Annotated in this window: 11 protein-coding genes and 4 pseudogenes; 6 read left to right on the top strand and 9 right to left on the bottom strand. The window is 57.9% G+C overall.

Annotated elements, in window-relative coordinates; translation table 11 throughout:
* The first annotated feature begins 496 nt into the window (after nt 1–496).
* From EN857_RS14395 to EN857_RS14370, 5 genes and pseudogenes are all read left to right on the top strand, one after another.
* The gene (locus EN857_RS14395) at nt 497–949 is read left to right on the top strand and encodes a DUF309 domain-containing protein (RefSeq protein WP_245521658.1); all 453 of its coding nucleotides are present in this window, start codon (nt 497–499) and stop codon (nt 947–949) included.
* A 187-nt stretch (nt 950–1,136) separates the two neighbouring features.
* Nucleotides 1,137–1,415 (top strand): annotated as a pseudogene (locus tag EN857_RS14390) (MucR family transcriptional regulator); the annotation flags it as partial.
* A gap of 59 nt (nt 1,416–1,474) precedes the next feature.
* Nucleotides 1,475–1,879: a hypothetical protein gene (locus EN857_RS14385; RefSeq protein WP_128186978.1), complete on the top strand. Its 405-nt coding sequence runs from the start codon at nt 1,475–1,477 to the stop codon at nt 1,877–1,879.
* Between the two features lie 160 nt (nt 1,880–2,039).
* Nucleotides 2,040–2,429: a hypothetical protein gene (locus tag EN857_RS34715; RefSeq protein ID WP_189521653.1), complete on the top strand. Its 390-nt coding sequence runs from the start codon at nt 2,040–2,042 to the stop codon at nt 2,427–2,429.
* A gap of 1,334 nt (nt 2,430–3,763) precedes the next feature.
* A complete protein-coding gene (locus EN857_RS14370; RefSeq protein ID WP_128186982.1) occupies nt 3,764–5,107 on the top strand; it encodes an MATE family efflux transporter in 1,344 nt (447 codons plus the stop codon).
* A 45-nt stretch (nt 5,108–5,152) separates the two neighbouring features.
* Here the strand turns inward: EN857_RS14370 and EN857_RS14365 are convergent, their stop codons facing one another.
* From EN857_RS14365 to EN857_RS14330, 9 genes and pseudogenes are all read right to left on the bottom strand, one after another.
* Nucleotides 5,153–6,460, bottom strand: coding sequence for an amidase (locus tag EN857_RS14365; RefSeq protein WP_245511310.1), 1,308 nt, complete (start codon nt 6,458–6,460; stop codon nt 5,153–5,155).
* Nucleotides 6,461–6,482: 22 nt separating this feature from the next.
* Nucleotides 6,483–6,701 carry a hypothetical protein gene (locus EN857_RS14360; RefSeq protein ID WP_128186986.1) on the bottom strand — a complete coding sequence of 73 codons (219 nt, stop codon included), beginning with the start codon at nt 6,699–6,701 and terminating at the stop codon, nt 6,483–6,485.
* A gap of 169 nt (nt 6,702–6,870) precedes the next feature.
* Nucleotides 6,871–8,112 carry an acetyl-CoA carboxylase biotin carboxylase subunit family protein gene (locus EN857_RS14355; protein WP_128186988.1) on the bottom strand — a complete coding sequence of 414 codons (1,242 nt, stop codon included), beginning with the start codon at nt 8,110–8,112 and terminating at the stop codon, nt 6,871–6,873.
* Nucleotides 8,113–8,549: 437 nt separating this feature from the next.
* Nucleotides 8,550–11,249: a lyase family protein gene (locus EN857_RS14350; RefSeq protein ID WP_128186990.1), complete on the bottom strand. Its 2,700-nt coding sequence runs from the start codon at nt 11,247–11,249 to the stop codon at nt 8,550–8,552.
* Nucleotides 11,236–12,303, bottom strand: coding sequence for a cysteine synthase family protein (locus EN857_RS14345; RefSeq protein WP_128186992.1), 1,068 nt, complete (start codon nt 12,301–12,303; stop codon nt 11,236–11,238). The genes EN857_RS14350 and EN857_RS14345 overlap by 14 nt, the downstream gene beginning before the upstream one ends.
* Before the next feature lie 13 nt (nt 12,304–12,316).
* On the bottom strand, nt 12,317–13,366 hold the full coding sequence (locus tag EN857_RS14340) for a hypothetical protein (protein ID WP_128186994.1): 1,050 nt from the start codon (nt 13,364–13,366) through the stop codon (nt 12,317–12,319).
* Nucleotides 13,367–13,725: 359 nt separating this feature from the next.
* Nucleotides 13,726–13,935, bottom strand: a pseudogene (locus EN857_RS35655) (transposase); the annotation flags it as partial.
* Between the two features lie 266 nt (nt 13,936–14,201).
* Nucleotides 14,202–14,594: pseudogene (locus tag EN857_RS35650) on the bottom strand (class I SAM-dependent methyltransferase); the annotation flags it as partial.
* Between the two features lie 679 nt (nt 14,595–15,273).
* Complete coding sequence (locus tag EN857_RS14330; protein WP_128186998.1) at nt 15,274–15,627, bottom strand: transposase; 354 nt, start codon at nt 15,625–15,627, stop codon at nt 15,274–15,276.
* 284 nt (nt 15,628–15,911) lie between these two features.
* On the opposite strand from EN857_RS14330, the pseudogene EN857_RS14325 reads away from it, so the two are divergent.
* Nucleotides 15,912–17,260: pseudogene (locus EN857_RS14325) on the top strand (IS5 family transposase).
* The last annotated feature ends 315 nt before the right edge of the window (nt 17,261–17,575 follow it).

Here is a 17,575-nt window from a genome sequence, read left to right as displayed (position 1 = left end):
CATCGCCGCGAAGTCCGGCGAAACCTGCTCAGGTATCTATCTTCCTTCCTGGCCTGATCTGAGGAGAACATACCCCCGGGTGCCGTCATTCCCTAACGGCGGATGAGCCACACAAATTGAAAGGCCCCGTTTAACTGCCGAGCCACAATATGACCGCCTGCGAAGTGAGGGGCCCGCATCAACTGCCCGATGACCGCCGACGCAACCTCGCAGCTTCGTGAGATCTGACTGGCTGACAACTATTTGCCAAGACATTCCTGATGCGGCGGCTATGCACGGAACTGAGCATCTGTTCAGGGCCACGGGTGTGCTATACGGCTTTGATGGCTATTGGTTCGGTGTTGCGCCGGCGCTGGCTGCCGGAAAAGAGCTTTCCATCCTATGCGTATTTGCCGGGCAGGCAACCGCATCCCGTGCGCGACCCCGCGGGACATAGCTACAATAGCGAAGCCATGCCGTTGGCGGCAGAGGCGTCGCTGGACTCAGACATATTCCTTTGGGGTCTCGACCTCTTCAACCATGGTTATTACTGGGAGCCCATGAGGCGTGGGAGGGTCTGTGGCAAGTTGCAGACCGAGGCGCTCCGCTTCGGACGCTCTTCAAGGGATTGATCCTGTTATCGGCGGCCGGCGTGAAGATCCGCGAGGGCAAGCAGGCGGCGGCGATGCGTCATGCCGGACGCGCCGCGGCGCTCCTTCGTCGGCTGAACACGGCGGATCATACCTTCGAGCGTGCGCTCGGCATGTCACCTGCAGCGCTCGCCGAATACGCAGAAGCCGCGGCACGGATCCCGGCAGCCTTGCAGGCGACAGCGCTCGGTCAGCCCCAACCCGTGTTTGACTTCATTCTCGGACCAAGCTCCGGCGAAAGGCCGATCAGCTCGCAAAAAAACAGTCATGACGAACGATCGAATGCCAGGTTTCGTTCATCTGGCCGTATTTTCGTGTAACGCGGAATTTCGTCACGTTTCTTTCGGAATTACAAAAGCTCAAGACGGCATGACTGCATATCGGTTCCGGCGCCTGGCAGCCGAAACGATTTCCGGGGCGAACGCCTATTAGCAATGGCTTATGGCGATACTTGCTGACGAGACAATTTATTGCCTTCAGCCACCACCACTATGTAGCAAGACTTCTGCTGTTCCGATCAAGAAATCGGTGATGGCGGACTACATCATCTGCCTTGACGATGGAAAGAAGTTCAAATCGCTAAAGCCCCATCTGTCGACCCACTATGGCCTCACGCCGGACGAATATCGCGCCAAATGGGGCCTGCCGGCGGACTATCCCATGGTCGCGCCGAATTACGCCGCTGCGCGCTCGGCCTTGGCCAAGACCATGGGTCTCGGCCGCAAACCAAAAGAGTCGGAAACGCCGGCGCCGGCGAAGCGGACCGGCAATAAGGTCGCAGCTTGACTTTATCTCTCGAGGGTCGTTCTGGAGCGCAGGAGGTTCGAGCGCCCGCAGTAGATGAGTTGGTCGCCCAAACCCTCCTGAAGGCGTTGCAACCTGACCAGATCGCCATCGCCAACGCTGCGCTCGACGAGATTGCGGAGGAAACGCGGAGCCTCGAGAAACAATTGGCGCTACGGCGGGAACGTGCGCGGTATGACGCCGAACGGGCTCGACGACAATACGACACCGTGGAACCGGAAAATCGTCTCGTCGCCAGAACCCTGGAAAAGGCATGGGAAGACAAGCTGCGCTTGGTCGATGAGATCGAGCAGGAATATCGTCGGTGGAGCGACCGAGAGCCCTTGGTGTTACAGGCACAGGATCACGCGGCGCTTCAGGAACTCGCCGAGAATTTGCCGGCTATCTGGCACTCAGAAACCGCCCAGCCAGAAGACCGCAAACGTATCTTGCGCTTCATCGTGTAGGAGGTCCTTCTCGACCAGAAGAAGATACGCGGCCAGGTCGCCATCAGGATTCTTTGGCAGACCGGCGCAACCAGCGAACATCAAATCGAACGCCGAGTTCAATCTTGCGATCGAGACTATTGCGAACTCGAGCTTGTACGTGAGCGGATCACGGAACTCAATGCTGCGGGCGATATGGAAAATCGCCAAAATATTGAATGCCGAGGGCGTCCGCTCGGCGCGAGGCAAGCTGTTCAGCTATGAGAACATCTGGCTCTTACGCCACCGTTGGGGAATCCCCACAGCAAAGATCAACATCCGCCGCGCTGGCCTGATGGAACCTACTCTGTACAGGGCGCAGCCGCTGGCGTGGCGGCTCAAACCATCTTCGACTACCTCGCCCAGGGCCTTGTCCACGGTCGGCAAAGCACGAAAGGCCAGCCTTGGCAGATCAGCCTTTCCAGCGACCAGATCGTTCAACTTCAACGCCGACTGCAACGGACCAGGCGATCAAGGAAAGGTGCATCATGAAGCATTTCGCGGATCCCGTGGTGGCAACCGCGATCCTTGATCGCCTGCTTCATCATTTCGACAGTGATCACCATCCGCGGCGACAGCTACCGGCTTCGCGAAAAGCGTCGTTCCGGCCTATTGCAGAAGGCCGGAACGACGCTCGAGATCAAGGAAACCGCAAACAATGAGAGGGGGGTCAAATCTCCAGTTCGCCCGGGGAGTCAAATCCTTACTTCGCTTGACATATGTAAAGTATTTGTAACGTGAAATTCACTGAAAATCACCTTATGAACCGCAGTGGCGTTGTAGACACGTGGCGAAACGGCGCGCCGAAGATGCGTCGGATCTCAACCTTGAGGAAAGATTATGCTGGAGAGAATACCGCCACTCGCTACCTTGCCCTCGAAAACTTCGCGTCGAACGTGCGGTCATATTCGCGGCCCTTTCTGTAGTGTTTAGGACGGCTTGAGGAGCCATTCTCGAGGACGAGAACGGTCGCGAGTTTGTCGGCTCTCTATCCGGCGCGGACATTTAACTACGGTCAACGATCCTGATTTGCTAAGAGACGCGATCCTAGGCCTGTCTGTCCGAAAAAGGGCATGATGTTGGGGCTTGATTGCAACACGGGCAAGCTGGCCGAGCACACGGCTGGCAGGACCCGGTCTGCCGGTTGTCCCACGGTGACAACTGCGCCTTGTGCGGCGTTGCTCTCGCGAAGAAACGAACGCCGTGATTTGCCGCCTCACCCGTTCGACGCGCTGCACAACGTCGACCCAATTGGCTCTGGAGTAACGGATGCACATCGCACTGACATCGGCTATCCGACCAAGCACGACTATGATCTCGCGGAGCGACACAGATTCAGCCTGATTACGCCGGCGTCGCCAACCCAATAGCGTTGACAATCGGCTCGATATCGGGAGGCGTGGGTCGCCTCGGTGCCAAGCAAGTCCCGTTTTGAAGGTCGCATAGGGAAGAACGCCCAGAGCCGGAGATCGAGTAGGTGGGTATTAAGCAGGGTGGATGTTCGTCCGGCTGGAAACGTAGCAGAAGCACTTCTGGCAAGAGCGCACTTACCCGCCGACAGTTCCGAAAAACTTCAGCGCTTTGTAATGCCTTGCTTACCTCGACGCCGCTGTCTTTGCCTTACACGGTGACATGACCAGCCTTGTTTACGCGAAAACATTTATGCTGGTTTATCCAATCGAACTTGAAACGGGTGGAAGTTGCCTTGTCCTGACGGGTTTGGTCGAACAATCGTAAGCGCTGCTCTCAGGCAACGGCCTTGAGGTCCGCCTTTGTGACGGAGATCGTCGATCCGGCTGTTGGGATGATGGGCGGGGCGCACCGCCGGTAATTAAAACGGTGCTATCGATCCAACAGGAGCCGAAAATGGAACAGAAAGCACCAATCCGAGGCTCCAGGCCGTTCCAGGTGACCAGTCAGCAGGTACTAGCAATCGCCATCCCGATGACGCTCGCATACCTCACGACGCCGCTGCTCGGCCTCGTCGATACGGCAGTAGTCGGCCGACTCGGCGATGCAGCTTTGATTGGAGGTCTTGCGGCCGGAGCGGTGCTCTTCGACATCGTCTTCGCAACCTTCAATTTCTTGCGCTCCGGCACGACTGCGCTAGTAGCCCAGGCTTTCGGGAGAAACGACTCTCAGGAAGAGAGGGCGGTCTTCTGGCGGGCCTTTGTCATCGCCGCGATTTCGGGCCTGGCTTTGGTTTTGTTTTCGCCGTTGATTGCCACGGCTGGTGAATGGTTCATGAACGCGGGACACCTTGTGACCGCTACCATGGATCTCTACATCCGCATCCGCCTTGTTGCGGCGCCTGCCGCCCTCATCAACTACACCATTCTCGGCTATCTCCTAGGTCGCGGCAATTCAGCCCTCGGACTTCTTCTGCAACTTCTTCTGAACGGGATGAATGTCGCCCTTTCGATCTTCCTAGGTCTTTATCTCGGCTGGGGTGTTGCAGGCGTCGCTTGGGGAACCGTCTTCAGCCAAGCCATCGCCATGATTGCCGGCATGACGGTCCTGTTGAGAAGCTTCCGTGCGATGCCGGAGATGTCGCACCAGCATACGTTCAAAATGGTGGCGATATGGCGGATGCTTCACCTCAGCGGTGACATAATGACCCCGTCCTGCGTGCTCTTAGGCGTCTACATGCTGTTCGCGCGACAGGGCGCCCAGCTTGGTTCGTTGACCCTCGCCGCCAATGCGGTGCTGATGCATATATTCATGGTTGCGGCCTATCTCCTGGAGGGATTTGGGGCAGCCGCCGAACAGCTCGCTGGGCGAGCTGTTGGCGCAGGTTATCAGCCGGCGTTCTCGCGAGCCATCAGGCTGACAGCAGGTTGGGGATTCGTGCTTGCGGGCCTTGCGAGTGTGGTGATCTTGGTATTCGGCGAACAGTTCATTGGCGCTATAGCAAAGGCAGCGGACGTGCGTGCCGAGGCGGCTCGCTATCTTCCCTGGGCCGCCTTCGGCGCACCAAGCGGCGTACTTGCCTTCCAGATGACCGGCGTCTTCTTGGGCGCAAGTTGGTGGGTCGACGTGCGCAATATGATGCTCTTATCCTTCTCAGCCTTTGTCACTGCTTTGTTCGTATTAGGCCAGATGTTCGGCAATCACGGGCTCTGGGCGGCTTTTCACATATTTCAGCTCGTGCGAGGGATAAGCCTGTTGCTGATCCTGCGTCGCCGCGCCGACACCACTTTCTTGGAATAACCACTCATCGTGCCGGGTTGCGTAAACAGACTTGCTACGCCGCGATCAGGATTTGCACGCCTTGCATAGATTCTCGAGCATGAGCGCGATCCCAAAGAGTTGGGCATCGGAGCCAGGCAATCCAACAATCTGCACAGCGACGGGCAGACCGCCGCTCGGTGAGGCGACCGGCAACACTAGCGCCGGCGCGCCTATCAGGTTGAAGAAGGAAGTGAACAACGTCAGCGAATTGCCAAGCGGAATAGTCTGCCCCGCAATCTCTACGCCGACGGTTCCGACCTGCGGCGCCGTGATCGGACACGCCGGCGTCAACAGGACATCGAAGGTCTGCATTGTCTGCGCAAACGCTCGCCTGTAAGTTCCCAGCATGCGCTTACACTGGATGTAGCTTTCTGCAGACAGAAACTGCCCAAGCACCATACCGCAGAGCATGTCAGCACCGAAACGATCGCGAGCGCGGGCGAGATTGGGGCCGTGATAGGTAAGGCTCTCGGCGAGCTGAATTGTCAAAGAGACCGTCCGGGCTTCAGACTGGTCGGGGAGTTCGATCGCGCCGAACGTTGCCCCCAACCGTCGCATGTGGGCCTTGGTCGCGAGGAACGCGTCGCGCACGGGCGCCTCGCAATTGTCCTCACAGCCCTCGACTAGCGCAACCCTCGGCGCCGCGCCTGGTTGCGTCGCCGGCGGGAGCTTCGCGATGTGCCTGACGACAAGCTCCAGGTCCTCAACTGATGTCGCGAGTACGCCCGCATGGTCCAACGACCAGCAATAGGGGATGACGCCATCGAGACTGATCAGGCCATAGCTCGGTTTGTACCCGGCGATGCCGCAGAGCGCGGCCGGAACGCGAACCGAGCCGCCAGTATCCGTGCCGAGCGCGAAAGGCACGATGCCGGCCGCCACGGCCGCTGCGGAGCCGCTGCTCGAGCCGCCAGCGAGCCTTGTCTCGTCATGCGGGTTGACGACCGTTCCGGCCCAGCGGTTCTCGCCGGTCGCGCCATAGCCGAATTCGTGGAGGTTCGTTTTCCCGATCAGAGCCGCTCCCGCCGCATCGAGCATGCAAATCGCTGCTGCCGACGAGTCCGGTACATTGTTCTCGAGCACCCTGCTGCCACCGGTGGTTCGGATGCCGCGCGTTTCGAACATGTCCTTCGCGGCGTACGGAATTCCGTCAAGCGGGCCTAGGACGCGGCCCGCCCTTCGGCGTGCATCGGACTTCACTGCTTGGTTTTGTGCGTGCTCAGCGGCCACCGTAATGAAGCTGCGCAACGAGGGATTGGTCCGTTCGGCCGCAGCGATGCATTCTCTGACAATATCGACCGCGGACCGGTTGCCGCTCTCGAGTGCGGCCACGATCGTCTTGATTGACCTTGGATCAGTCACGGCCAGAGTGTGATGCTTGCGCTACGTCGTCCGGCGCGACATGACCCAGGTCCCTGGCGACGATGCTGCGCAAATCCGAGAGTAAGCTCTCGAAACTGGAGATGATCCCGAAAGGAGACGTCACCAACTGCTCAAGATCGCCGTCAACCCATTGGCTGCCGAGAAACTCGGCGTTGATATACTTCAAGGTCTCTAGTCGCGGTTTTGCCATCGTTCCTCTCTCACACCACGGCAAGGCCGTGACCCAGATAACGCCGACATCGATCGCCCGCTTGAGTTGCAGCGCCTCCGGGAGGGCTGAACAAGCGGCTGCCCAGCGCGGTAGCCGACGGGGAATGTTCCCCGACCGCCGCGTCCTCGCACGGAGGCCGGACCGTAGATTATTCCTGTCCGCCTGAGGTCGGACAAGGTGCGATCGACCAACTTATCAAGTCGACGGCGTGCTGAAGTATGGCCGCAGTCTGAGCACGGCCGGGCGAAGCGGCAATTACATGCCCAATGCGATCTCGGTAGTCTCCCTTCCTGATGATCAGCGTCTTGGGTTTAATGTACAACTTCACCTCGGCGACACCTGGTACAGCAGCCGCCCGGTCGTCGCCATGGATCCAATCGAGTATGCCATCGCGATCAGCATCCAGGCACTGCGAGGCTGCAATGTGCGAATGCCTTCTGCACAAGTCCCATTCGTCGCCGATGACAAGTTTGATGTGCTCCTTGATGAGATCGATTCCGTAAGCCGCTTGAACCAGCCGAGGACTGGTCCCACCCGCAAGCCGCGGATTGACTTCAATGACGACTGGGCCACGCTTCGTCCACCGGAGTTCAACAGTGGTTGGCCCCCATCCAAGACCGAGAGCTCGCAAACAGCTCAGCGAAACATCGGCGATCCGCCTATGCTCGTCACCAGTCAGCGGGGCCGGGCAGGTCAAATGACGGAAGACGAAATGCGGTGGGGGGCCGAAGTCGCCGGCCTCAATTCCAATGACCTCATTTCCCATTATGTCAGCGCCATAGAATGGCCCTTGTGCGAATTCTTCGATGAGTATCCTCGGCGAAGACCGCCATATGTGTTTCCCGCCCAACAGATAGGCCGTATGATCAGCCAGCTCGTCGATGTTGCGACACAATCGGACTCCGCTGCTTCCGCTGCCTACGGCTGGCTTAAGAACCACTGGCAGCCCGATCTCTGCGGCAGCGCTTTCTACGTCCGTCGCATTCGCCGCCAACCGATAAGCAGGTATTGGAACGCCGGCCTTCGCGAGGAGCTGACGTTGAGTGAATTTGTCGCAGCATCGTTCAATCGATGCGGCGTTCGGTCCCGGTAGATCGAAATGCCGGCAGAGCTTGCCGACTGTCGCAGTGACCGACTCGTCGGAGCCCGTAAAGCCAGTAATGCCAGCAATGTTATAGGTCGCACCCAGCCGAGAACATTCATGGATGACCGCAGCGAGATCGTCTGTATCGACATAAACTGCCTCAATGCCTTCCGTCGCAATATAGTCGTACTGAGTTGGATCAGCCGACAGGGTAATTGGATGAACACCAAGACACTGGGCCGCTTTCGCGTATAGGAGACCAATACTCCTATGACCTTCAACCAGGATGAGCGCTCTTTTTGCCATTGGCTGTTGACTCCAACCTTGAGTGCTGTGCGGCAGTCCGAGCGTAAAACGGTATGAGCTTTAGCCGTGACTGATCTCAGACGCTATGGTGAACGTACCATCGTCAGCGATTTTCGTTCGCAAAGATTTTGTAAATGTATCTCAAAGCTCTGTTGCAAACGTTCTGATTTGCGGGCGGTGTGGCACGGAATTTCCGAGGGAGTCGACGTTCAAGGGATGCCACTTTAATCAGTCAGTCATCCTACTTTGCGTATGCCGGTACCTGGACCTGTCTAACGCGACTGGTCTAGTGTCTCATGTTTTCTGTCGAGGTTGAAATCGCGGCATGGGAACACCGGCGAAACCAAAGTGGCCCCGGCATCAGCTGGAAGGTCCTAGCCGTACAGGAATCCGCCCTCGTTTTCTTTTTCGATGTCAAAGTCACTGAGCATCGAGTGTCAGGGGGTCGTACCGCCATCAATCAGTTCTTTCACCCTCCGTTTGCGGTACATCTCGGCGCTCGCCCAGCGTTCACGTAACTCTGCGCATTTAAGCTGAGTTTCCCGAAAGAGCGACCTTGCTACAGAAAGCTGGGCGTCTGTTGACGCTTTGGCGGGTCCTCCGCCGAATTCCAGAGCCTCCTTGCATTCCTCAAGGCTCGCCGGCAACGCGCCGTCCAGATGGCAGGCCAGCTCGCCTCGGCGACTGACAAGGCAACTATCCTGCGACAGGCGTGCCGCTATCTCGCCAATTTGTGTATGGGCACTCCTGAAAGGAACCCCGCGCGCCGCCATTCGTTCGGCGGCAACAGTTGTCATCGCCAAGCCGTCCTCCAGATTATTGCGCATGGAACTAACGTTGAAAGACATGAACTTCACGATGAGCGATGTCAGGATGATGGCCCGCTTAAGAGCATCTTCCGCAAGGCCGAGTGGAGAGCAGCCGTAATTACTTGATTCGATCGAGTTGCTGAAAGGCGCTTTGCAGGTTGCGGACGCCGCAGAAACGTATGCGCCCATCACGGTGCTTGCAGACCCTTTGATATGCTCAAGAAGATATGGGTTCTTCTTTTGAGGCAGCATGGAAGAGCCCCCTGCGAGATTGCGTGGAACATCGATGAGGGCGAACTCGCGAGTCGTCCATACCTGCAGATCCTGGGCTACGCGACTGAGCAAAATTGAGACACTCGTGAAGAGTGAAAGGCCATTTAGATGGAGATCTCGGCTTGCGACCGCATCGAGAGAGTTGAACGAAGGCAGTTCGAAGCCCAGCAGGCTAGCGGTTTCTAAGGGGTTGATCGGTATGCTGGTTCCCCCGCCGGCACCCGCGCCCATAGGGCAACTCCTGATGTCCTCCAGCAGGCAATGAAGTCGCCGGCGCTCGCGCGCGAGAGCAAAGAAGACTCCAAGCAGGTAGTGTCCGGGGGAGCCTGGGAGTGCGATTTGGTACTGACTATAGAGCGGGGCTACAAGGTTCGATGCCTCTTCGGCTCGCTCAAGCAGGGCATCCTGCGCAATTCCTATCTCCCGCGAGACGGAGGACACGGCTTCCCGAAGGGCCAGCAGAGAAATTGTCGCGTTCAAGTCGTTACGAGACCTCGCCAGATGTAGCCATCCGGCCGTGTCTTCGCCTGCTCTGGCTGCAAGTTCGGCCTCATAGGCAAGATAAAGGCCACGCGGAGCATCGCGGCCATCCAAGGATTTGAAGCCTTCGCCTTGGAGATCCAAAATAGACGTAAGCAAGTCTGCGGCCACAGCTCGGCTGACCAAGCCGTGACCGGCGAGCATTACAAGATGCGCTTCGTCGATGGCAGCCTGGAATTGCAGGAGCCGACCATCCCGCGAAATTTCGATGGGCGGGGCGAGCAGCTTCATTGCTTCAGGATGCAAGGTCCATGTTACCTCACTTAACCCGGCGTCTCGATTGTTGTCCGGTTCGCGAGTAGGTGTTTCTATGTCAAGCATAATGGAATCGATCATACGTTCCGCTGCTGAGGCAGCGACATTTACTTTATCGGCGACGCCCACTGCATAGGCGACTCGGTCTCTGAAATCGCCATTGATTTGTATATCCTCTCCCTCAGATTTCAGAAGGCCTACCTCGGGAGTGTTTGGCCCTAGCTTTTCAAAGAAAAACAAGCGCTTGATCTTCCCAGACCGATGAGCAAGCTTGAAACGAATGGCCGCGGCATTCTTGCACGCTCGAAGCGGTACGAACGCTTCTCCGGAGTAAAGCTTAATCATCATGTCCAGGATTGACGTGTCGAAGGCGTGGGAGAGCATAACCGGAATCATCCCTCCCGCCAGCCTGGGATTGACCTCAATGATGACCGGGCCGGACTCCGCTATGACGAATTCCACATGAGCCGGTCCGAAGTCCAGACCCAATGCCGATACTGCACCTGCTGCAAAAGAGGCCAGCTCGTCTCGCAACGTCTCCGGAAGCTGGGCCGGAAAGTCGTGCCCAATCTCAACGAAACAGGGCGGCGCCCCCTTGTGCTTGGCAATAATGCCAAGGCAGTGCAGCGTTCCATTATATGCGATGAGTTCTGCAGAGTACTCCTCACCTTCAACGTATTGCTGGATAAGGATTTCCGGACTGTGCAAGTCTACTTGGTCGAGCAACACTCGTTTTGCTCCCTCGAATGCCTCTACGGCTTGTGAGGTGTTTTCGCAAAGGCGTACACCGCTACTGCCGCTTCCTGAGACCGGCTTCACGACGACGGGAAATATTGTTTGAACGAGAGCCTTCTCTACGTCTCTGACGGAGCTGACCAGACGAGTTTCAGGCACTGAAATGGATTGTCGCCGCAACTCCATCACTTGTTTCCATTTGTTCCGGCAATTAGCTATCGCCTCCGGGCGCGCCGCTGGCAGCCCGATTGCCTTCGCGACTCTGGATGCTGTTTCTACAAAATATTCGGACGACGAAAATATGCCTGCCAGCCCTGTCAGTTTGGCGGCGCACCGGATGATTTCATCTGGTTTATACGTTTCAGCTTCAATTACTCGCGCGCCGCACTCCTCTAGGAAGGTGTAGCGGCTGGAATTTCGTGTAACGAGATATGGCTCATAACCCAAAGCCCTAGCCCGCTTCATCAATAGCTTACCAGTGCCGGTCGTGTTGCTTTCCACGAAAAGAAAACTATTCTGATCCATTACACCCTTCCAACGCGCTCAAGACAGCTTCCCGGGTTTTGCGCTTCCAACGATATCGGTTCCATGGCGGGAGAGCAGTCGAGGGATGCTCCTCGCTAGCCGGAGCATCCAGAAGAACACCTTCAAGTACACATTCGTTTTGCCTGAGCCACTCCTGGTCGTACACAGCTTCGGCGTAGCGGTGACCTTCATCAGGGCATATGACCACAACGGTTTCCTCTGGATGCTGTCGAGCGCGCCAGCGCCCTACGATATAGCTCGCGCCTGAGGTGGGACCGGCAAAAATGGCGTGCCGCTCATGGAGGGCCTGCGTTGCAGCAAACGCAAGCGAAGCCGACGTGAAATGTACCTCGTCATACAGCTCATGCTTCACGTTCTTTGGGACGAGGCTGTTCCCCAGTCCCCGCAACTTCCGTTCGCCGTCCGACTGGCCAAAAATGACACTATTGAATGTGTCCACCCCAATCAGGCGGGCTCCAGGGGCCTTTTGGCGTAAACGCTCTATTGTTCCGCAAGTTGAGCCGCCTGAACCAACAGAGCCAACCAATGTCACATCGCTGCCGAGCAATTCCGAGATCTGGTCAGCGAAACACCGGTACGCTGTCGGGTTGTCCGGTGTTTCGTACTGCCGGGGCCAGAAATGCGACTCACCCAATTGTCTCATTCTGGCGTGCATGGCGTCGAGGCGGCTTCTCTGATACCCACCCTCCTTTGCCTTTTGAGTTACGATGAAAACCTCCACGCCTAAGGATCTCAGCCTGTTTTCCAGTCCCTTATCCATCACTGGGTCGGTGAATATCTCGAGCGCAAGTCCATATTCTCGGCACACTACAGCCAATCCCAGCGCAAAGGTCCCGCTAGATGTCTCCAACACTATCTTGTCATGCGTCAGAGTCCCTCGAGCCACTGCTTGCCCGATAATATACTTGGCCGGGAGAAGCTTCATGAAGGCAAACTGCGCGAGATAAAGGTTCGAGCCACACCGAATAATGTGAGGAAGGGCATAAGCCGCGGAATACTGGGAGAATGGCAGGGGGGCGCGGTCAAGGTTCATGTGGGCAACGCCGCTAGTTCATGGTTAGGTATATCGTTGGCGATTTGCCGAATAGCGAAACATGGTGGACCACGGACCGGAGTTTCTGCGAGAATTCGGGCGCCCTTCGATCAAGCATGATCCCAATCATGGTACCGCTGTGCGCGACTATGACCCCGAGCGCACCCGTCCCGTCCGATGCTTTCAGCATCGAGTTCAGATGCTTTTTCGGAGCCCGCTCCTGATGTAGGAGCGCGCTGGCTGTAGCTATTCTGCCCATGGTGACCGTGTCCCCTCGCGGAATGGCTATGCGCGCGCGATCGAGCAATTCACAATACTGCGCTCTCTGACTAGCTTTGACTTCACCTCGACGTTGATCATAGTGTATCGTTTCGACCGTGCCACCCTCATCGATTCCAACCACGGCGAGCGGCGGCATTTGTCCTAGGAAAGATAAAAGGCTACATGATCGCTGGTGATATGCGACCACGCCGGGATACATTACTCCGTCAGAGGGCTCGATCTCCGCCATTAGTTTCTCCATCAATGATGTCGGCACTCTGCGTTTGAAGCTGGAGGCGATCGACCGTGCGGTCGCCACAAGATCCGCAGACGAACTTGCAAGTCCCTTGCCTTCCGGTAGTTCAGATTGCAGAAGTAGATCTCCTCCCGAGACGCCGAGCGCAATCACGAGATTCTCGGCCAGTCGTTGAGCTTTGATTTTGTGTGGCGGGTAGACGGTTACAGATCGGGTGCCTGGGATGGGCATAAATTTGGCCCGTGCAAAGAGCGCGATGGGCATCGTAATCAAGAAATGGGAATCATGAGAATGGGGACTAACCGGCAACTGGCCTTGCAGTAACTCGCCAAATGTGCCGCAGCAAAGTGCAATACCGTCACCGGAATGGACTCCGGGCTGCCCGTGCTGCAGGGCAACCTCGGCCGCCACTTCGGCATCAAACCTCTGGTGCAGCATGTATGGCCTCCAAAGCTCATCGGCCGCTGCTTCACTAATTTTTGTCGTATTGAGGCTCGCCGTGCATCCTGAAGGAGCGACGCGATAGGTGGAATCCTGGTTCATCATGTCACTTCCGCTCAATCGAGGAGTGTGAGGCTCGAGCCATCAGGGCAAGATCGAGCTTCAGTTAAATCCGACATTAGCCTGTTGCCTATTAACCGCGACGTCAGGATTATTTTGACATTGTGCGGCGTTAAAGGGTGAAAACTTCTGTTAAGTTTCTTTGAAGGATCTGTTGCAACCTTAAAAGCGAAACCTTGCGGGGTTTGGACCCGCGGAGGGTTGTCGCCTGATTTGCGAGGAGCACAGGCCGATGAAGTGGAACAACAGCGATGCCGGTCATGAAGACGGTTACGAAGGTGACCATTAGTGCGTGTCGATGTGATCACCGGTTTGGCAGGCGGGCAACCCTCGTCAGGCTATTCGTCGACGCTCCAAGCGCGGATCGGCCCCTGACGCTCAATGGCCGGCACAACCTGCGCCCGCACGATGCCAAGCACGGCATCGTCCGACCAGTCGCTTTGTCACGAAGTGATGCGGAGACTGGTGTGTCGCCCTGTAGGCACACCCGTGCCGCCATCCGCTCAACGCTCCTGCACTCGCCCAGCAAAAAGCAGCCCGGTGCAATACGCCCTTCCAGAGTCACCCGGAGGCGAGCGTCTCGACATAAGCTCAAAACGCGATTCACTCGTTTCGACCGTCTTGGAGATCCATTCCTCCGTCCTCCTCGCTGTCCATGTTTGGGCATCGGCGTACTCGGGCAGATCTGCAGATCTGGTCGCTGCTTTGTTGACTTCTCGAGCACTCGCAAAGCCCAGTAATGCGCATCCTCGCCATCGAGGAATCTGCCATCGTTCAAACACTGTGCCGGCGTAAGGACGCTCGCCTCCTGCAAACGCAGCACCTCGTCTTTAAACGTCATTGCCTGCGTATGGCTCTTGCAGGTATTAGCAATCACGAATCCGTTCGGACGCGTGAGGCGCGCAAGCTCGCGCAGCCCATCCGGGTGGACATGTCCAAGTGTGAAGACGCCGCAGCAGACAATCATATCATAGCTTGCGCTCGCGTATTGTGAGAGGGACCTATTTAGGTCAACCTCGCCTTCAACGTGGCGATAAACCCCGGTTTGGCGCGCCATTTCGGCCATTGTTTCCGACAGGTCGAAGCCGACGATGAAGCGGAAGCCGATATGGTCCAGTTGCACGCCAACAAGGCCTGTACCGCACCCCGCGTCTAGAACTGCAGTCGCGGCTCTATCACCGCCAATATACGCAGCCTGTAAAGTGCCCGCCATTTCTGCCACGATCGAGGGGCCGCAGTAGCGTTCGCCCTCCATGTCCAACTCGTAGGAGTCTGCCCATTCAAAATAGTGCTGCGCCAATAGATTGGCGTCACCCTTGAGCGCATGTGACGCCTTAATCCGCTTTTGCGCAGCTTGTCGGATCGCGTTCTGTTGATCAACGGCTTTCATGGATTCTCCGCTAATATGTGAGCTTGCCAGTTTCCACTGCGACTTGTCTGCCCGAAAAATTCGCCCCGACCGCTGCAGATGCCGCTCCGGGAATTCCAACATCTCTCAAGAAAGGTTATCTCCGTTGACCTAATGCGTATCCTCTCTCGGTTTCCACCTGATTCATCATTAAACTTTTGTTATTATTTTCACTTTCAAATTAGATTGACGGGGGCCCGTCCGCGCCTCCAGATGAATTCAGCTGGTCCCGGTCCAGAACGCTTGGGAAATAGTTCAAGTTTTTTCCCGTGACTTCAACGGAAACCGGAAGGGAATAGCGTTGTAACCGTCCCGCTGGGCTCGAAGGGCGTGCCCATTGATTCCGCGACTCAATCGAGACGGGGAAGCCGCAAAGCAGCTTCGTTCTGTGCCGGTGAAATTCGTTGCAGTCCGACTCGAAACTCAACTGCGGACGCGTGCGTAGGATGGCTCCAGCACAGCGCCGGCGTGATCGCTCCGGATATTAGAGGGCGTTGTAGCCACTGTAGGCATCGGCCTGGAGAATGGCGGCGAAACCTCGAAGATGCCGCTCGTGATGCGCCTGTCGTCGATCGCACGAGGCGTAGTAGAGCGCCCCTGGCGGCGCACGGTCTTCAATGGCGGGTCGTCGCGACATAGGTCCAGATGTGGCCCGCGACGGTCTTGCCTTGGCCAGGATCGGCACCGTAGGATCATCGCCGTGCAGGCGCTCGGCAGCCAGAACATGGACCTCGATCAGCTCGTGGAGCGGCTGCGACGCCGTCGCGCAGACGCTTGAGGTGGGCGACCAGGGCGGCGTCGTTGGAGCGCACCGCCTCGGTCGCAATGCGCGCAGCACGTTCCGCCAGGATCATCGCGTGCTCGCACCCGGCGCCTGACGATGCGCCAGGTTACGGTGCTTGCTGAAGAGAAGTCGAACTGCGTCCCGGCACCGCGATCTGGTCGACCGTGAACTATCCGCAAGCCATTGATCTGGCATGTTGATTGAGACGGATAGCGGCTTTGGAATTGCAGGATTCGCGGTTTATGAGCGCTGTTTTCCTGCAATTCGGTTTTGCGATTCCCTTGTGCTGCGGAGCGTGATTCACTCGATTCGGCGGCGGCGAATCGAGGGGACGGCGAATGTCCAAGCCACGCGAGAAGCGCGAGACGGGAGAGCAGGATCTGTTCCGCTCCAGGCTCGATCAGATCATCAACATGAAGCACGAGCTGGTGCGGCTGGCGCAGGCGATCGACTGGCCGGTGCTGGAGGAGCGTTTCGGCGCCGTCTATTCGGACGGCCCCGGCATGCCGCCGCTGCCGATCCGGCTAATGGCGGGGCTGGCGATCCTCAAGCACACCTTCAACCTGTCGGATGAGGTGCTGTGCGAGCGCTGGGTGGAGAACCCTTACTTCCAGTATCTCACCGGCGAGACGTTCTTTTGCCATACGCTGCCGTTTGACCGCTCCTTGATGACGCGTTGGCGCAGCCGTATGGGCGAGGAGCGGATCGTGGCGCTGTTGCAGGAGAGCCTCAGCCTTGCGGTCAAGACCGGGGCGATGAAGCCGGCCGACACGCGCCAGGTCATCGTCGACACGACCGTGCAGCCCCGAAGAACGTCATGTTCCCGACCGACGCCAAGCTCATCCACCGGGCGCGCGAACGGCTGGTGCGGCTGGCCAAGAGGAACGGGCTCCATTTGCGCCAGAGCTATGTGCGGGTCGGCAAGCTGGCGCTGATCAGCCATCAGCGCTATGCCCACGCCAAGCAGTTCAAGCGGGCGAACAAGGCGCTGCGCAGGCTCAAGACCTATCTCGGCCGGACCATTCGCGACATCTCCCGCCAGATCGCCGGCGATGCGGGGCTGGACGCGCTCTTCAAATGGCCGCTCTACCAGGCGGCCAACGTTCTCGAGCAACGCCAGCGCCAGCGCGGCCGCAAGATCTACAGCCTGCACGCACACGAGGTAGAATGCATCGGCAAGGGCAAGGCGCATATGCCCTACGAGTTCGGGGTGAAGGTGTCGGTGGCCACCACGCTGAAGCGCTCCAAGGGTGGCCAGTTCGCCCTGCATGCAAAAGCACTGCCCGGCAATCCCTATGACGGCCACACGCTGGCAAGCGTCATCCCCGACATGGAAAAGACCATCGGCAACGAGATCGGCCGCATCCTCGCCGATGCCGGCTATCGCGGCCACAACGCACCGCAGAGCCACAAGTTCAGGGTCTTCACCGCCGGCCAGAAGCGCCGCGTCACCCCAGCCATCAAGCGCCAGATGCGGCGGCGGTCGGCGGTCGAGCCCGTCATCGGCCACATCAAGAGCGAACACAGAATGGGCCGCAACTACCTCGCCGGCCAGCAGGGCGACGCCCTCAACGCCATCCTGGCCGCCGCCGGCTACAACTTCTCCCTCCTGCTCAGGTGGCTGAAGGATTTTTTGTCGCTCTTGATCGCCCTGCTTCAACTTCGGCCGAAGTCGGTCGCCGCTTAGGGCCCGGATTGTTCACGGTCGACGATCTCGTAGACAAAGCTCTCCTGAGAAGGAGATTCGAAACAGCCGTGCCCGCAAGTCGCCGCACACGGTGAGTTCCGCACAAGCCACGAAAAGGGACGGCCTTGTTCGAGAGGTCAAAGCCGTCGACGATGCGTCCAAGCATCTTGCGTGCGTCACATCGCAGATGCCGCTCTGCGGGTAGCCAGCACCTCGCGCTCGACTGAATGGCGCCAATGCTTCTCGCCAGGCCGCGAAAAATACTGCGTCCGCATCCACTGGCCAACTTCGACGAAACCCGTGCCTTGCGCCTTG

Source organism: Mesorhizobium sp. M4B.F.Ca.ET.214.01.1.1, from assembly GCF_004791545.1.
Classification (GTDB): Bacteria; Pseudomonadota; Alphaproteobacteria; order Rhizobiales; family Rhizobiaceae; genus Mesorhizobium; species Mesorhizobium abyssinicae.
Note: the sequence above shows the minus strand (reverse complement) of the source record. Positions and strands in the feature narration are given on the sequence as shown.

What these genes read in the sequence shown, in the direction of transcription:
- EN857_RS14370 (WP_128186982.1), top strand. Translation starts at nt 3,764, where the DNA reads ATGGAACAGAAAGCACCAATCCGAGGCTCCAGGCCGTTCCAGGTGACC.
- EN857_RS14350 (WP_128186990.1), bottom strand. Translation starts at nt 11,249, where the DNA reads ATGGATCAGAATAGTTTTCTTTTCGTGGAAAGCAACACGACCGGCACT.
- EN857_RS14360 (WP_128186986.1), bottom strand. Translation starts at nt 6,701, where the DNA reads ATGGCAAAACCGCGACTAGAGACCTTGAAGTATATCAACGCCGAGTTT.
- EN857_RS14355 (WP_128186988.1), bottom strand. Translation starts at nt 8,112, where the DNA reads ATGGCAAAAAGAGCGCTCATCCTGGTTGAAGGTCATAGGAGTATTGGT.
- EN857_RS14345 (WP_128186992.1), bottom strand. Translation starts at nt 12,303, where the DNA reads ATGAACCTTGACCGCGCCCCCCTGCCATTCTCCCAGTATTCCGCGGCT.
- EN857_RS14340 (WP_128186994.1), bottom strand. Translation starts at nt 13,366, where the DNA reads ATGATGAACCAGGATTCCACCTATCGCGTCGCTCCTTCAGGATGCACG.
- EN857_RS34715 (WP_189521653.1), top strand. Translation starts at nt 2,040, where the DNA reads ATGCTGCGGGCGATATGGAAAATCGCCAAAATATTGAATGCCGAGGGC.